Raw genomic sequence first — 15,587 nt, 5'->3', positions numbered from 1 at the left:
GAGGCCGAACCCGGAACCCACGACTGGGTGAGCCCTTTCAGCCGCATGATCGCCAACACTCGCCCAGTCGTGGGTTCCGGGTTCTTCGCTAAGCGAAGCCCCGGAATGACGAGGATGTACCTAGCGCTGCGCGGCCAGCGCGTTCGCCAGCCTGACGAATCCCGAGACCGGGATCTCCTCGGCTCGCGCCGTCTCGGCGAGGCCCGCGGCTTCGATGATCGGCGTCGGGTCCGGCAGCACGGCCTTCAGGCTCTGCCGCAGCATCTTGCGACGCTGTCCGAAGGCCGCGAGCGTCACCCGCTCCAGCAGGCGCCGGTCGCAGGGCTCCGGCTGCGCACGCGGTATGAGCTGGACGATCGACGAGGTGATCTTCGGCGGCGGCACGAAGGCGCTGCGCGGCACGTCGAACAGGATCTTCGTTTCGCAGCGCCAGTTCGACAGCACCGCGAGCCGGCCGTAATCGGCCCGCTCGTCCGGCGTCGCGACGATGCGCTCGGCGACCTCGCGCTGGAACATCAGGGTCAGCGAATCCCACCAGGACGGCCAAGGCTCGAGGCTGAGCCAGCCGACCAGCAGCGGCGTGCCGATATTATAGGGCAGGTTGGCGACGATCCGCGCCCGCCCGCCGCCGAGATGGGGCGTCAGGTCGACCGCCAGCGCATCGCCGTCGATGACCTCCAGCCGCCCCGGATAATGCGCCGCGATCTCGGCAAGCGCCGGCAGGCAGCGTCGGTCGCGTTCGATCGCGATGACGCGGCCCGCGCCATTGGCCAGCAGCGCCCGTGTCAGCCCGCCGGGGCCGGGACCGATCTCGACCACCGTCTGGCCTTCGAGTGGCCCGGCCGAACGGGCGATGCGGCTCGTCAGGTTGAGGTCGAACAGGAAATTCTGGCCGAGCGCCTTCTGCGCCATCAGCCCATGGCGCTCCACCACGTCGCGCAGTGGCGGCAGGTCGTCGATCTGACTCATGAAGCGGTGTCCGCGAGATTGCGTTCGGCCATCCGGGCGGCGAGTTTCAGCGCGGCGCAGAGGCTGTCCGGTCGCGCGATGCCCTGGCCTGCGATGTCGAAGGCCGTGCCATGGTCCGGCGAGGTCCGGATGAAAGGCAGGCCCAGCGTGACATTGACGCCCTCGTCGAAGGCGATCGTCTTGATCGGGATCAGGGCCTGGTCGTGATACATCGCCAGCGCCGCATCGTAGCCGGCGCGCGCCCGCGCATGAAACATCGTGTCGGCGGGGTAAGGGCCGCGTGCGTCGATACCTTCGGCCTGCAGCTGGGCGATGGCCGGCGCGACGATCGCCTCGTCCTCGTGACCCATCGTGCCGTTCTCGCCGGCATGCGGATTGAGCCCGCTGATCGCCAATCGCGGCTGGGCGACACCGAAGCGGCTGCGCAATTCCGCCGCGACGATCCGGCCGGTTTCGACGATGAGCGCCGTGGTCAGCAGCTCGGGCACCCGGCGTAAGGGTTCGTGGATCGTCACCGGGACGACGGCGAGTTCCTCGCACCAGAGCATCATCACCGGGCGCGGCGCGATGCCACCCTGAGCCGCGAGATGCGCGAGGTATTCGGTATGGCCGGGATGCTTGAAGCCGGCTTGGTAAAGCACTGATTTTGCGATTGGATTGGTCACGACGGCGGCGGCCTCGCCGGCACGGACGGCCGCGACCGCCCGGTCGATCGAGTCGATCGTGCCGCCGGCCGTCGCCGGATCGGGCTTGCCCAGAATGGCCCTGCCTGCCCCGGAAGCGAGCGGGATGACGGGCAGCATCTCGGCAAAGGCGGCGCCGGCATCGCCCCAGTCGCAGAGGCGGAGCGGCACGCTCCAGCCGAGCCGGCCGGCGACAGCGGCGAGATGGTCGGGGTCGGCGATGCAGGCGAAAGCAGGAAGCGCGCGCTCGTGACGTTCAAGCCAGGCACGCAGCGTCAGCTCCGGCCCGATCCCGGCCGGATCTCCTTGTGTCAATGCGAGCGGCGTTGCCGGCAAGACGAACTCCGCGGCCTGAAGGGAGGGCCGACCCGCTGATCCGGGCCGGCGCTGCGACTAGTTCGAGCTGACACCGTCGCTCGACGAGCTCGAGCTGAGGTTCTGCGAATAGCTGATCTCGCCAAGCGTGCGCAGTTCGAGGCGGAACATGACTGTACGCGTGTCTTTCGTCGATCCGGCCTGACGATCGGCATAGCTCTGCGAATAGCTGATGTCGAAGACCGTGCACTCGTCGGTATAGTTGAGGCCGAACGAAGTCGACGCGGTCTGGAACGGACCCGTATTCGGGTAGATCGGCACCGCGGCCACGGCCGGAGCCGCCAGATAGGATGCGTAGGCATCCCGGTAGCGTTCGCGGTCGTACTTGTACTTGTCGAGGTCGAACAGCACGCCGGCGCGCAGGCGCCAGTTCTCGGCCACGCGCAGCGAGCCGTTGAGCGACAGACCCTCGCGGCGCCGCGAGATGCCGAGATCGGGCTGCGGCTCGTAGCGGCCATAACCGACCGAGGCGGTGATGATGCTGTTGGCATAGGTCGCGGCGGCGTCGATCCGCTGGGCCTCGAAGGTCGTCGCGTTGAGGCGGGTCGCGCCGGTCAGGAAGAAGCCCTTGAACGGCGAGAGCTGGGCGCGGGCGACATAGTCGGAGTTGCGGGTTTCGAGGCCGGAATTCAGGCCGGTATTGAGCATGTCGCCGCTGGCGAAGGAATTGCGTCCGCCGAGCTGGAAGGACTGGCCGATGAGCAGGTTGGCGAACGCCTCCTTGCCGAAACGGCCGGTATAGAGCGCGCCGACATTCGCGCGCGTCCCGCCTTCGACGCGGTCGAAGCCGGAGAACTTGCCGCTCCATTCGAACAGGTTGTTGGCGTCGAAGACGAGGCTCTGCGCATCCTCGTTGGCGACGCGCAGGCTGTTCGTCTCGTTCGGGCGGGCAACCACCTGGGCGACCGGCTCGATGATATGGGTGCCCCAGCCGGTCTTGGCGACGAACGGGTAGCGGTACATCAGCCCGATCGCCGGCATGACCCGGCCGAAGACCTCGTCCGAGGTGTCGGCGATGGTCGCGACGCGCGAGTTGATCAGCCCGGTGGTGTCGGGGTTGACCGAGAAGATATCGGCCCGCACCGAGGCGTAGGGCGTCCACATCTGGCCGAGCGGGTCGATGAAGTTGCGCCGCCAGGCAACCTGTGCCGTGGCCCGGGAGACATTGCCGGCCAGCCCGCGCACCAGGCAGTGATTCTTGTCGTAAACGGCGCAGCCGTCATAGAGCGAATAGCTCGGCGTCGTGATCAGGTAATTCTTCTGCTGCGGCAGCTGCGTGAAGGCAGCTGTATCGCGCGTCAGGCTCGTGACGTTGGCGGTGAACGAGAGCTCGCCACCCAGGAAGGACGGCTTGTGGACGCGCTTGTCGTAGTCCAGCACCGGCAGCACGACGGGCTGCTGCTTCTGCCAGTCCTGGTAGTTCAACGGCTGGAAGTAGTAGCCGCGCAGGTCGAACCAGGCGCTCTCGCTCTGGCCGTTCAGATAGGCGGTCGAGATCGCTTCCTGCAGATAGGTGGTGGTGCTGAGGCTCTCGTTGCGAATGCGGTAGTTCTTGTAGAACCAGCGATCCGTCGACATCGAGGCGTTCCAGCCCACCGTCCAGCGCGGGTTGATGAAGAACTTGCCGTTCGTCTCCACCGAGCCGCGGAACTCCTTGTCGCGCGGGCCGAGCGGGCTCGGCAGGAAGGCGTTCTTGTCCTGTTGGAAGATGCCCGAGGCCCGGATCGTATAGGACCCGTTCATCAGGCGGTGCCGCCATTCCGTCTGCCCCAGGAAGCCCTGGCGGCTGAAATAGGTCGGCGTGAACGTCAGGTCGTAATTCGGTGCCAGATTGAGGAAATAGGGCAGGCCGACGCCATAGCCGAGCGCCGAGGTGTTGATGAATTTCGGCGACAGGAAGCCGGACTTGCGCTTCACCGTCGAATCCGGGCCCGACATATAGGGGATATAGGCCATCGGAATGCCGGCGAATTCGACCCGGGCATCCTCGTAATAGATGGTCTGCTCGGACTTCTTGTGGATGATCCGCGCAGCGCGGACCTGCCAGAGCGGCGGCCGCTCCGGGTTGTCCTTGCAGGGCTCGCAGGCCGTGTAGATGCCCTTTTCGAAGACGAAGGTTTCGCCGTCGGTGCGTTCGGCGCGCGGTGCCGAGAAACGGGTCTTGTCCGGGTTCACGACGCGCAGCGAGTCGATGAAGCCGTCGCGGAAATCGTCGGTCAGGTTGAACTTGTCGCCGGTGATGACCGTGCCGTTGGATTCGGTGATCCGGGCATTGCCGATGGCGGTGACGCGCTTGTTGCCCTGGTCGTAGATGACGCGATCGGCCTCGATCGTCCGGCCCTGGTACAGGATCTGGACGTCGCCGACGGCCGCGACCGTCTTCTTGTCGTTGTCGTAGACGAGTTCGCGCGCATCCACGACCATCCGGTCCTGCGGCTTGGCCGCAGCGGCGGTCGCAGGCTTGGGCTGCGCACCGGCCGCCCGATTCTGGGCGTGGGCCGGCCCGGCCAGCAGATAGGCCAGGCTGGAGGCGAGAGCCGTCGCCGCAGCGAAGTGCGCTAGCCGGTTCACTCCTGGACCCATCTCGTAAACTCGAAATTAACCATAGGCACAGTACGTTTCACCCATCTTCCTGATGGAGGAGGGCGAGTGCTCCCAGCATTGCCCCCAATGCTGCAGGCAACCACGCCGCGACGATCGGATTGACGATTCCCGACGATCCGAGTTCCTCCGACAGTTGTGTCGCCACATAGAGCACGAACCCCGCGGCGACGCCACCTATCACCAGTTTGGTCACACCACCAAATCTGAAAAATCTTAAAGAAACGGATGCTGCCACCAGCACCATCGCGATCAGCAGCAGCGGGCGCGCCATGAGCGATTGGTAGCGCAGCTCATAGGGCGTCGTGTCGAGCCCGGCGCGCTGCGTCCGCTCGATCACCGCAGGCATGGACCAGAAGCCCACCGCGTCAGGTGGGGTGAAGCTCTGGCGCATCTGTTCAGGCTCCAGCGTCGTTGCGAGCACGTAGCTCTTATAGCTCTGTGGCTCTTCCGTGGCGGAGGTGGAGCGCGCGTCGCTCAACTCCCAGTGCCCCGGGCGCAGCACGGCCTGCCGGGCGTCGATTCGCTCCTTGAAGCTGCCGTCGGGATTGAAGATGAAGAAGGCGACCTGGGACAGGCCGTCCTCGTCGGGCAGGGCGCCGGCGGCGCGGATGATCGCCTGGCCGTCGACGCTGCGCTGCCTCAGCCAGATTTCCTTGGGCAGGCCGGATTTGCCGCCCGAACGCACGAACAGGCGTGTTTCGAGAGCCGTGGCCTTGCGCTTCAGCTCGGCGGCGACGGGGTTGTAGATCATGATCGAGACGAGCCCGATCACGCCGGCGACGGTGGCGGCGGGTTGGAGGAACTGCCAGGCCGAGACGCCGACGGAGCGGGCGACGACGAGCTCGAGCTTCCGGCTCAGCGTCAGCAATGCGAACATGCCGCCGAACAGCGCGGCGAAAGGGAAGATCTGCTCGGCCACGGCCGGGGCCCGGAACAGGGCAAGCTGCACGATTCGCGGCGTTGTCGCGATCGGGGAATCGCCGGCGCGGCGCATCAGCTCGACGAAATCGAGCGTCCCGATCAGGAAGAAGAAGGTGCCGAAGACGCCGACGATGGCGCGCGCGAAGCGCTTCGTCAGATAGCGGCCGAAGGTCGTGAGCAGCAGCATCAGGCGCGCCGGAAACGGGCCGCGAGGTTGACCAGCGGCGTTGTGAGGGGGGCAAGGAGGCGGGCCAGCATCGGCTGGATCCGCGCGCCGTAGAAGATGAAGCCCGTCGCCAGGACGATGGCCATGATCGGCAGGATGTAGAGCAGCGCGGCGGCAAAGGGCGAGCGCACGCTCGCGGTCCAGGCGGCATAGGCCGCGATGCGGGTTGCGCCGACGATCATGACCGCCGACTGGATCGCCAGCGCCCGGCCCTGGCGGGTGGTGCGCGCCTCGCCGATGGCGGCGAACGCAATCAGCATGAAGGCGAACGGATAGAGCGGGGACGACAGCCGGTTGTGCAGTTCAGCCCGGAAACGGCCTTCCTGGATCTTGTAATAGGCCTCGTTCGTGTCCTGCCGGAGGAGCTCCCAGGTCGAGCGCTCGCGCGGCTTGTAGATCACCTTGTCGCCGTCGCCCTCGCCGGGGCCGCCGCTGGAATCGCCGGTCAGCGCCGAGAGGTTCAGGGCATAGCGCTCGAAGGAGATGATCGAGGTCGTGCTGGTGTTCTTGGTCTCGCGCTGGATCGTGCCCTTCTCCAGCATGAGGAAGCTCTGGCCCTCGGCTTCCACCGTCCGGCCGCGCTCGGCGAGATAGATCGAGGGCTGCGACGGGTCGCGGCGATCCTGCATGAAGATGCCGACCAGCGCGTCGCCGGCCTTTTCGCGGTAGTGGAAGGTCACGCCGGAATCGAGCGAGACGAACTGGCCTTCCTTGACGACATTGGCGACGAAATCGGCACGGATCAGCGTGATCAGGTCGCGCAGCATGCGGAAGCTCGCCGGCATCACCGAGATCGTCATCCAGGCGACGACCAGCGAGGTCGCGATCGTCAGCACGATGAAGGGGCGCGTGATCCGCTGCGGTGCGACGCCCGCGGCATTCATCACGATCAGCTCGGAATCGCCGTTGAGCCTGTTGAGCGTGTAGAGCGTCGCCATGAACAGCGCGACCGGCGCGATGCCGGCGATCAGCGCCGGCAGCGAAAGCAGCGTCACGGTCAGGAAGATCAGGACCGTCTGGCCCTTGCCGGTGATGAGATCGACCTCGCGCAGCGCCTGCGTGACCCAGATCACGCCGGTCAGGCCGAGCAGGAGCACGATCGCCGCGACCGCCGCGATCTTCAGGATGTAGCGATCGAGGCGGTTGAGAAGCACGCGTCGGTTCCGGAGCTGGAGAGCCTTGAGCCCTCCGAGGTGGTTCGTCGGACACACCCTATGGTATAGGCGCGGCGAGGGCGCAAACGGGAATCGTTTGTCGTCTGCCGTCTAGTGTCCTTCCCCTGTCATTTTCGCAAGATTGTGAGCGGATCATGTCGCAGCGCCTGAAGCTCGAGATCAAAGCCCTGGATGCCGTCGAGGGGCAGGATCTCGTGATCCTCGTTTCGGATGCGCTCGCGGTGCCCGGCGCGGCGCTGCAATGGACCGGCGAGGGCGCCCAGCCGCTGCTGACGCGGGCTGCCGCTGCCGAACGTTTCAAGGGCAAGGCGCTGGCGGGGCTGACATTGCCTTCGCCGGAGGGGGCCTCCTACGAGCGCCTGATCGTCGTCGGAATCGGGCCTGAGGACGAGCGCGCCAAGCTCGATTTCGTCAAGCTGGGCGGCGCCATCGCCGGCCGCCTCGGGGCCGGCCGCAGTGCCGACATTGTTCTCGCTCTGCCCGAGGGCGCGATCGCGGCGAAGCAGGCCGCCGACATCGCACTCGGTCTCAGGCTGCGCGCCTATGCCTTCGATCGCTACAAGACCAAGAGCAAGGATAAGGATGAAGCCGAGCCGCTGACGGTCACGCTGCGCGCGCTCGACCCGTCCGCGGTCAAGAAGGCGGTCAAGACGGCTGACGCCATCGCCGCCGGCGTCATCCAGGCTCGCGACCTCGTGAACGAGCCACCGAACGTGCTCTACCCCGAGGAATTCGCCGACCGCGCCGCCAAGCTCGAAAAGCTCGGCGTCGAGATCGAGATCCTCGATGAGAAGGCGCTGAAGAAGATCGGCATGCGCGCGCTGCTCGGCGTCGGCCAGGGCTCGCGTCGGGAAAGCCGCGTCGCCATCATGCGCTGGAACGGCGCGAAGAAGGACGAGCAGCCCGTCGCCTTCGTCGGCAAGGGCGTGACCTTCGACACCGGCGGCATCTCGCTGAAGCCCGGCGCCGGTATGGAGGACATGAAGGGCGACATGGCGGGAGCGGCCTGCGTCGTCGGCCTGATGCAGGCGCTCGCCGGCCGCAAGGCCAAGGTCAACGCCATCGGCGTGATCGGCCTCGTCGAGAACATGCCTGACGGCAACGCCCAGCGCCCCGGCGATATCGTGACCTCGCTCTCCGGCCAGACCATCGAGATCATCAACACCGACGCCGAGGGCCGCCTCGTGCTGGCGGATGTGCTCTGGTACACACAGGAGCGCTTCTCGCCGCGCTTCATGATCAACCTGGCGACCCTGACCGGCGCGATCCTCGTTGCCCTGGCGCAGGAGAATGCCGGGCTGTTCAGCAATAATGACGAGCTCTCGGAGCGCCTGACGGCAGCCGGCCTCGCCACCGGCGAGACGGTCTGGCGCATGCCGCTCGGCAAGGCCTACGACAAGCTGATCGACTCGAAATTCGCCGACATGAAGAACTCGGCCGGCCGCTATGGCGGCTCGATCACCGCGGCGCAGTTCCTGCAGCGCCATGTCAACGACACGCCCTGGGCGCATCTCGACATCGCGGGAACCGGAATGGCCGCGGCGAATTCGGAGATCAACCGCTCCTGGGGGCCGGGTTGGGGCGTGCGCCTGCTCGACCGGCTGGTCGCCGACCACTACGAGGATTGATTCGATTCCTGCGGTAATGCTGGTAACCCGTTAGAGGATAAGGGTTTCAATGGCCGAGATCCTGTTCTTCCATCTGCAGTCCCGCCCGTTGGAGCAGGTCCTGCCGACGATCCTCGACCGCGCCTTGTCGCGCGGCCAGAAAGTCGTCGTCGAGGTCGGCGGCCAGGAGCGGATGAGCGTGCTCGACGACCACCTCTGGACCTATGCGGATGAGAGCTTCCTGCCGCATGTCACGGCGCTGGAGGCGGATGCGGCCAGCAATCCTGTCGTGCTGACCACCCAGGCGCATAATCCGAATGCCGCCCAGGTCCGGATCTGCGCCGACGGGGTCCGCATTCCCGACGCAATGCAGGACTACGAGCGCGTCGTCCTGATATTCGATGGCGACGATCCCGAGGCGCTTGCCGCGGCTCGCGAGGATTGGAAGAAGGCCAGGGCCTCGGGCCATGCCGCCAGCTACTGGCAGCAGGACGACGCCGGCCGTTGGGAGAAGAAAGCGTGAGACTGCCTGTTCTGTTGCTCTGCACCGCGGCCCTTGCCGGCTGCTCGGTCGACATGGGCGGCTTCGCCTTCCAGTCCGAAACCAGAGGCGGCGTCACCACGACGAAGACCGCCTCGGCCAGTGCCGGCATCTCGACGCAGGAGCCGGTGCTGACCCCGGAGGGCGAGTGCAGCGTCGGTGTTTCGCTCGATCCCTCGACCCGGCCGCTGCCGAAGGAGATCGCGCCCGGCATCACCGAATGCGAACTGGTCAAGCTGAAGGGCGGGCGCCCGACCGACGTGCTGGTCGGCGAGAGCGGCAAGGGCCAGCGCGAGGTCCAGGTGCTCTATTCCGAGCCCGGCGGCCGCGAGATCTACCTCTTCACCGACAACCGCCTGACCCGGATCGTGAAGCCCGGGCAGGGGTGAGTTGAAAGGCTGCGGGCGGCCTCTGGAGTGGAAGAGGTCCGCTGACAGCCACTTCGGTCATGTGAGCATCGACTGGGCCCGGCTCTGTGATATTGGCTTTGTCATCGGCCGCGGTGGATGAGCATGGCCCCTATACCTCCTTGTCGGATGATGACCGAGCGCCTCGTTTTGCGCCCGACGAGCGTCTCCGACGTGGAACGCGCCTTCGAAATTCAGTCTGACTGGGACGTGACGCGAATGCTGCGCATGGCCGCGTTCCCTCCGGATCGAGAGCGCATCGAGGCCTGGTTCGCGGACCATGGGCGCGAATGGGGGGCCGGTGAAGCCTATCGGTTCGCTGTCTAGCTGGAGGGGCGCTTCATCGGCGTCGTCGATGTCGACGAAATCTCCGGGCAGGAAGGCGAACTGGGGTATTGGTTCGAACAGGCGTCCTGGGGACGCGGCTACGCCCGTGAGGCAGCACAGGCGGTCGTGGATTTTGCTTTCGAGAAGGTCCGGCTGCGGGGCCTCCGATCCGGGCACGCTGCCGAGAACGCGGCATCCGGGAACATCCTCCTCAAGCTCGGATTTCAGCCGCTCGACATCGTTCGCGTCGAATCGCGCTCACGGGGGCAGGACATCCAACAGCAGCGTTACCTGCTGTCAGCGCCGCTGCTCGGCGTCTGAGCGATGGCGCTCGCGCCAGCTCGTCGCTCAGTTCGCGAGCCTGTCATATCCGACAAATCGGAACATACTCCGCCCGTTTTCGAGCGGTTGAGGCTCTCCCGAGAAGCGATGCACGCCGACGCCGAGCTCCGTATCGTCCCCCGACAACCTGCACTGCTCAAAACCCAGCGCTTCGAACTGCTCGCAGATCAGCGGCACGCGATCGGGCGAGCGACGATGGCGGGTCCAGATCACATGCCCGCCGATCGCGCATAACTGCGGGCAGGTGTCGATCGTGCGTTTGATGTCCGCATCGGAGATGTTGCCGAACAGGCCGCAGATCAACACGAGATCCGCCGGCACCATGCCATGATACTGGTCGGTCAGCGAAGCATCGCCGGTCACGATCTCAATCTGATCGAGCGTGTTGGCGCGCGCGAATTCTGCGGCGACCGCCGTGTTGTTTCCATCCAGTTCCACGAGCCGTGCCCTGACATCGCTGCGCCTCGGATGATCCGTGAGGACCTCGAGCAGATCGCGCCCTTGCCCCGCGCACAGGCTGACGACCTGGAAGGGGCCGGGTCGGCTGTTGTCCAGCACGGTTCGGATTTGATCCTGAACGGTCCGCAGCCGTCGCGACATCCGGGAATCCGGGCTGTCGTATTTCTCGTGCCAGGCCCGCCAATCCATGGCCGGAAGCTCCATGCTCGCTCGTCCAGGCGAGCTTACGGCTTCGCTGAATGTCGAGATAGCGCTCGTGCTTCTTCAATGTCGTCGTCCGGCCCGTTCAGGCGTCCCGGCTGGGAAAGCCACCCGGCGCCCGTCCACTTGTTTCCATCGAAACCGTCACGCATCATCGCATCATGACGAAATACCTCATCTCCTTTCCGAGCGAGGCGATGGTCGTCACGGACGAGCAGTTGGCCGCCGCTGGCGTCGACTCCCGCGCCGTGATCGAGGAGGCGAAGGCTGCCGGCGTTTATGTCTTCGCCGGTGGGATCAACGAGCCGGTTGCCCCCGTGCTCGTCTCCGCGGATGGATCGGTGTCGGGGCAGATTTATCCCGGCAGCCGCCTCAATGGCGGCTTCGCTGTGCTGGAGCTGCCGTCGCGCGAAGAGGCGGTGAAATGGGCGGCGAAGCTCGCGCGGGCCTGCCGCTGCGCGCAGGAACTCCGCGAATTCATGTACGATCCGGCCAGCTAGGCCTTACGCGTTCTCCAGCTCCTCGCCGAGCAGCAGCCATTCCTCCTCGGCCGCGGCCAGCGCCTCCGACAGTTCCGCGCGCTGGCGCGAGATCTGAACAGCCTTGTCGGGGTCGCGCGCGAAGGCGCCGTTGGCGAGCGCAGCATCCACCTTCTCGATCAGGCCGGTCAGTTTGGCGATGCGCGCCTCGGCGAGGTTGAGCTTCTGGCGCAGCGGCCCCTGCGCAGCGCGCTTCGTCGCGGCTTCCTTGCGCTCGTCGGCCTTGGGCTTGGCGCTGGCGTCCGGCGCGGGCTTGCCGCGCTTCTCGGCCTTGGCGGCGCCAAGCACGTAAGTGCGGTAATCGTCCATGTCGCCGTCGAAATTCTTCACCGTGCCGCCGCCGACGAGCCAGAGCCGGTCGGCGCAGGCCTCGATCAGGAAGCGGTCGTGGCTGACGAGGATGACAGCGCCGGGATAGTCGTTGATCGCGTTGACCAGCGCGGTGCGGCTGTCGATGTCGAGATGGTTGGTCGGCTCGTCGAGGATGAGCAGATGCGGACCGTGGAAGGTCGCCAAGCCCAGCATCAATCGGGCTTTCTCGCCGCCCGAGAGCAGCTTCACCGGAGTATCGGCCTTGCTTGCCGGGAAGCCGATCTGCGCTGCCTTGGAACGCACCTTGGCCTCAGGAGCATCCGGCATCAGGTCGCGCAGATGCCCGACCGGCGTGTCCTCGATGCGGAGCTCGTCGAGCTGGTGCTGGGCGAAATAGGCCGTTTCCAGCTTGCTCGACTTCTTCATCTCGCCGGACATCGCGTCGAGCCGGCCGCCGATGAGCTTGCAGAAGGTCGACTTGCCGTTGCCGTTCGAGCCGAGGAGCGCGATGCGGTCATCCGGCGCGAGCGACAGGTTGAGCCGCGACAGAACCTTGCGCTCGCCATAGCCGGCGGCGGCATCCTCCAGCACGATCATCGGCGGCGAGAGCGGCTTTTCCGGGCCGGGGAAGACGAAGGGCTGCACGTCGCGGTCGACGATCGCGGCGATGGTCTGCATCTTCTCCAGCCGCTTGACGCGCGACTGCGCCTGCCGGGCCTTGGTCGCCTTGGCCTTGAAGCGGTCGACGAAGGATTGGAGATGCTTGCGCTCGGCGTCCTGCTTCTCCTTGGCGCGAGCGAGCTGCATCTGCTTCTCGGCGCGCTGCTTCTCGAAGGAGGAATAGCCGCCGCGATAGAGCGTCAGCTTGCCCTGGTCGAGATGCATGATGTGGTCGACCGAGGTGTCCAGCAGTTCGCGATCGTGGCTGATGACGATCACGGTATGCGGATAGCGCTCCAGATAGTCGTAGAGCCAGAGCGTGCCTTCGAGGTCGAGATAGTTGGTGGGTTCGTCGAGCAGCAGCAGGTCGGGCTCGGAGAACAGCACGGCCGCGAGCGCGACGCGCATGCGCCAGCCGCCCGAGAAATCGGAGCAGGGGCGCTGCTGCGCCTCCTCGTTGAAGCCGAGCCCGTGCAGCACCATCGCGGCGCGCGCCGGGGCCGAATGCGCGCCGATATCGGCGAGACGCGTGCCGATCTCGGCGATGCGGTGCGGATCGGTCGCGGTCTCCGCCTCCGTCATCAGGGCCATGCGCTCGGTATCGGCGGCGAGCACGACTTCGATCAGCGTCTCCGGGCCGCCCGGCGCTTCCTGCGCGACGCCGCCGATGCGCCGGCCCCTCGGCAGGCTGATATTGCCGCTCTCGGTGCCGAGATCGCCGGTGATGATCTTGAACAGGGTGGTCTTGCCGGTGCCGTTGCGGCCGACGAAGCCGACGCGCGCGCCGTCGGGGATGGCGGCACCGGTATGGTCGAGCAGCAGGCGTTCGCCGAGGCGATAGGTGATGTCGTTGATCGTCAGCATGGCGCGATCGTTTAGGCTTGCCGGGCCCAAAAAGGCAATCGAAAGCCGGAACAAGCGGCCGATGTCACCGTTTCGTCAAAATCTCGCCTTGCGACGGCCCGCACCGGCCATCACCCAAGGGAAACCGGATCAACCGCGATTCGCCGAGGTTATCTTCATGGATACCCGCCTGTCCTTTGCCAGCTCCCGCCGCGCTTCCGCTGCGGCTTCGCTCATGGTTCTCGTCTCGATCATCATCGGCAGCGCCGCAGCGCTTGCCGCGCTGGTGCCGCTGTCCTGAGAGCGCCAAGCCTCTGATGCGGCTTGTCCTTTTTCGGTTCAGCCGCTAACGCTGGCCCCATGGCACGCATCGCTTTCTACACCGGTTCCTTCGACCCCGTGACCAACGGCCATGCCGACGTCATCGCCGCGGCCGCCGGCCTCTGCGACAGGCTCGTCCTGGCGATCGGGGTCCATCCCGGCAAGACGCCTCTGCTCTCGGTCGAGCAGCGCGCCGAATTGCTGCGCGCCGTCGCCGGGCCGTTGCTGGCGGCGAAGGGCGCCGCGCTCGATGTCGTGACCTTCGACGATCTCGCCGTCGATGCGGCGCGCCGGGCAGGGGCCTCGATCATCATCCGCGGCCTGCGCGACGGCAGCGACCTCGATTACGAGATGCAGATGGCCGGGATGAACGGCACGATGGCGCCGGATGTGCAGACGGTGTTCCTGCCGGCCTCGCCCGGCGTGCGCCACATCACCGCGACCTTGGTGCGCCAGATCGCGGCGATGGGCGGCGACGTCTCGCCCTTCGTGCCGGCCCCGGTGCTCGCCGCGCTGAAGGCGCGCTTCGCCAAGGGCTGACGGGGCGATCCCGGCGAAAGGCACATAACTTCGCCATCTTCCGCCGCTTCCTGCTGATTTTGGTTTGCTTTTTGCCGAGAGCGATGGTGTCTCTCAGGCAGGCCGACTCGCTCTCCGATCTCCTGGCGCGATTCCGCGCGCAGGGCCCTCCGACAGGTTTTCCGATGCGTCTTTCCCGCTATTTCCTGCCCCTTCTGCGCGACACGCCCAAGGAAGCGGAGATCGTCTCGCACCGGCTGATGCTGCGCGCCGGCATGATCCGCCAGCAATCGGCGGGCATCTATTCCTGGCTGCCGCTCGGCCTGCGCGTGCTGAACAAGATCAGCAACGTCGTGCGCGAGGAGCAGAATCGCTCGGGCGCCATCGAGATCCTGATGCCGACCATCCAGTCGGCCGACCTCTGGCGCGAGAGCGGGCGCTACGACGCCTATGGCAAGGAGATGCTGCGCATCAAGGACCGGCACGACCGCGACATGCTGTACGGCCCGACCAACGAGGAGATGGTCACCGAGATCGTCCGCTCCTACGTCAAGTCCTACAAGGACCTGCCGCTCAATCTCTACCACATCCAGTGGAAGTTCCGCGACGAGGTCCGCCCGCGCTTCGGCGTGATGCGCGGCCGCGAGTTCCTGATGAAGGACGCCTATTCCTTCGATCTCGACAAGGACGCTGCGCGCCACGCCTATAACCGCATGTTCACGGCCTATCTGCGCACCTTCGCGCGGCTCGGCCTGAAGGCGATCCCGATGAAGGCCGATACCGGCCCGATCGGTGGCGATCTCAGCCACGAGTTCATCGTGCTCGCCTCGACCGGCGAGAGCGAGGTCTTCTGCCATAGCGATTACCTGAATTTCGAGACGCCGGCCGCCGATACCGATTTCGACAGCGTCGCCGGCCTGCAGGGCGTCTTCGACAAGTGGACGAGCCTCTACGCCGCGACCGAGGAAATGCACGACAAGGCCGCCTTCGAGGCGGTTCCCGAAGACAAGCGCGTTTCGGCGCGCGGTATCGAGGTCGGCCATATCTTCTATTTCGGCACGAAATATTCCGAGCCGATGGGCGCGACCGTTGCAGGCCCGGACGGCCAGCCGGTGCTGCTGCATGGCGGCTCCTACGGCATCGGCCCGAGCCGCCTCGTCGCGGCGCTGATCGAGGCCGGGCATGACGATGCCGGCATCGTCTGGCCCGAGGAGATCGCGCCCTTCGACGTGGCGGTCATCAACCTCAAGGCCGGCGACGCCGCGACCGATGGCGCGGCCGAGCGAATCTACCAGCACCTGCTCGCCAAGGGCTACGACGCCGCGCTCGACGACACCGACGACCGGCCGGGCGCCAAATTCGCCACCGCCGACCTGATCGGCGTGCCCTGGCAGATCATCGTCGGCCCGAAGGGGCTGGCCGAGGGCAAGGTCGAGCTGAAGCGCCGCGCCGGTGGCGAGCGTGAGCTCGTCTCGCTGGAAGCCGCGCTCGATCGCTTCAAGGGCAGGGCGGCGTGACGGCGGGCACCGTCATGAAGTCGTACCTGATGGGAGCTG

At 66.2% G+C, this 15,587-nt stretch carries 14 protein-coding genes and 1 pseudogene; 8 read left to right on the top strand and 7 right to left on the bottom strand.

Annotated features, from left to right (window positions below; translation table 11 throughout):
* Window positions 1-120: 120 nt before the first annotated feature.
* The 5 genes from rsmA to lptF are packed head-to-tail and all read right to left on the bottom strand — an operon-like array spanning window position 121 to window position 6,932.
* Window positions 121-969, bottom strand: a complete 849-nt coding sequence (rsmA, locus tag AC6RIC_RS15610) for a 16S rRNA (adenine(1518)-N(6)/adenine(1519)-N(6))-dimethyltransferase RsmA (RefSeq protein WP_499733015.1) — start codon at window positions 967-969, stop codon at window positions 121-123.
* Window positions 966-1,988 carry a 4-hydroxythreonine-4-phosphate dehydrogenase PdxA gene (pdxA, locus tag AC6RIC_RS15605; RefSeq protein WP_499733014.1) on the bottom strand — a complete coding sequence of 341 codons (1,023 nt, stop codon included), beginning with the start codon at window positions 1,986-1,988 and terminating at the stop codon, window positions 966-968. Before pdxA ends, rsmA begins: the two co-directional genes overlap by 4 nt.
* Window positions 1,989-2,045: 57 nt before the next feature.
* A complete protein-coding gene (locus AC6RIC_RS15600) occupies window positions 2,046-4,598 on the bottom strand; it encodes an LPS-assembly protein LptD (protein WP_499733013.1) in 2,553 nt (850 codons plus the stop codon).
* A 49-nt stretch (window positions 4,599-4,647) separates the two neighbouring features.
* Window positions 4,648-5,739, bottom strand: coding sequence for an LPS export ABC transporter permease LptG (lptG, locus tag AC6RIC_RS15595; RefSeq protein WP_454657116.1), 1,092 nt, complete (start codon window positions 5,737-5,739; stop codon window positions 4,648-4,650).
* A complete protein-coding gene (gene lptF / locus AC6RIC_RS15590; protein ID WP_499733012.1) occupies window positions 5,739-6,932 on the bottom strand; it encodes an LPS export ABC transporter permease LptF in 1,194 nt (397 codons plus the stop codon). The genes lptG and lptF overlap by 1 nt, the downstream gene beginning before the upstream one ends.
* A gap of 155 nt (window positions 6,933-7,087) precedes the next feature.
* Between lptF and AC6RIC_RS15585 the strand changes: the two genes are divergently transcribed.
* The 4 genes and pseudogenes from AC6RIC_RS15585 (at window position 7,088) to AC6RIC_RS15570 (ending at window position 10,156) form a co-directional block, all read left to right on the top strand.
* On the top strand, window positions 7,088-8,581 hold the full coding sequence (locus AC6RIC_RS15585) for a leucyl aminopeptidase (RefSeq protein ID WP_499733011.1): 1,494 nt from the start codon (window positions 7,088-7,090) through the stop codon (window positions 8,579-8,581).
* Window positions 8,582-8,630: 49 nt separating this feature from the next.
* Entirely contained in the window at window positions 8,631-9,083 is a 453-nt protein-coding gene (locus AC6RIC_RS15580; RefSeq protein ID WP_499733010.1) for a DNA polymerase III subunit chi, read from the top strand.
* Complete coding sequence (locus AC6RIC_RS15575; protein ID WP_499733009.1) at window positions 9,080-9,490, top strand: hypothetical protein; 411 nt, start codon at window positions 9,080-9,082, stop codon at window positions 9,488-9,490. Before AC6RIC_RS15580 ends, AC6RIC_RS15575 begins: the two co-directional genes overlap by 4 nt.
* Window positions 9,491-9,607: 117 nt before the next feature.
* Window positions 9,608-10,156 (top strand): annotated as a pseudogene (locus AC6RIC_RS15570) (GNAT family N-acetyltransferase).
* Between the two features lie 27 nt (window positions 10,157-10,183).
* On the opposite strand, the gene AC6RIC_RS15565 reads toward AC6RIC_RS15570, so the two are convergent.
* A complete protein-coding gene (locus AC6RIC_RS15565) occupies window positions 10,184-10,840 on the bottom strand; it encodes a class I SAM-dependent methyltransferase family protein (RefSeq protein WP_499733008.1) in 657 nt (218 codons plus the stop codon).
* A 158-nt stretch (window positions 10,841-10,998) separates the two neighbouring features.
* Here AC6RIC_RS15565 and AC6RIC_RS15560 point away from each other — a divergent pair, with 158 nt between their 5' ends.
* Window positions 10,999-11,337: a YciI family protein gene (locus AC6RIC_RS15560; RefSeq protein WP_499733007.1), complete on the top strand. Its 339-nt coding sequence runs from the start codon at window positions 10,999-11,001 to the stop codon at window positions 11,335-11,337.
* 3 nt (window positions 11,338-11,340) lie between these two features.
* Here the strand turns inward: AC6RIC_RS15560 and AC6RIC_RS15555 are convergent, their stop codons facing one another.
* Window positions 11,341-13,212 (bottom strand): ABC-F family ATP-binding cassette domain-containing protein, encoded by a 1,872-nt coding sequence (locus AC6RIC_RS15555; protein ID WP_499733006.1) that lies wholly within the window; start codon window positions 13,210-13,212, stop codon window positions 11,341-11,343.
* On the opposite strand from AC6RIC_RS15555, the gene AC6RIC_RS15550 reads away from it, so the two are divergent.
* The 3 genes from AC6RIC_RS15550 (at window position 13,193) to proS (ending at window position 15,548) form a co-directional block, all read left to right on the top strand.
* Window positions 13,193-13,492: a hypothetical protein gene (locus AC6RIC_RS15550; protein WP_454657107.1), complete on the top strand. Its 300-nt coding sequence runs from the start codon at window positions 13,193-13,195 to the stop codon at window positions 13,490-13,492. The genes AC6RIC_RS15555 and AC6RIC_RS15550 overlap by 20 nt on opposite strands.
* Window positions 13,493-13,551: 59 nt before the next feature.
* Complete coding sequence (gene coaD, locus AC6RIC_RS15545) at window positions 13,552-14,052, top strand: pantetheine-phosphate adenylyltransferase (RefSeq protein ID WP_454657106.1); 501 nt, start codon at window positions 13,552-13,554, stop codon at window positions 14,050-14,052.
* A 164-nt stretch (window positions 14,053-14,216) separates the two neighbouring features.
* The gene (proS, locus tag AC6RIC_RS15540; RefSeq protein WP_454657105.1) at window positions 14,217-15,548 is read left to right on the top strand and encodes a proline--tRNA ligase; all 1,332 of its coding nucleotides are present in this window, start codon (window positions 14,217-14,219) and stop codon (window positions 15,546-15,548) included.
* Window positions 15,549-15,587: the final 39 nt, after the last annotated feature.

Source organism: Allobosea sp. TBD101, from assembly GCF_059817965.1.
The sequence above is the reverse complement of the archived record's forward strand: the minus strand, read 5'-3'. Positions and strand labels throughout refer to the sequence as shown.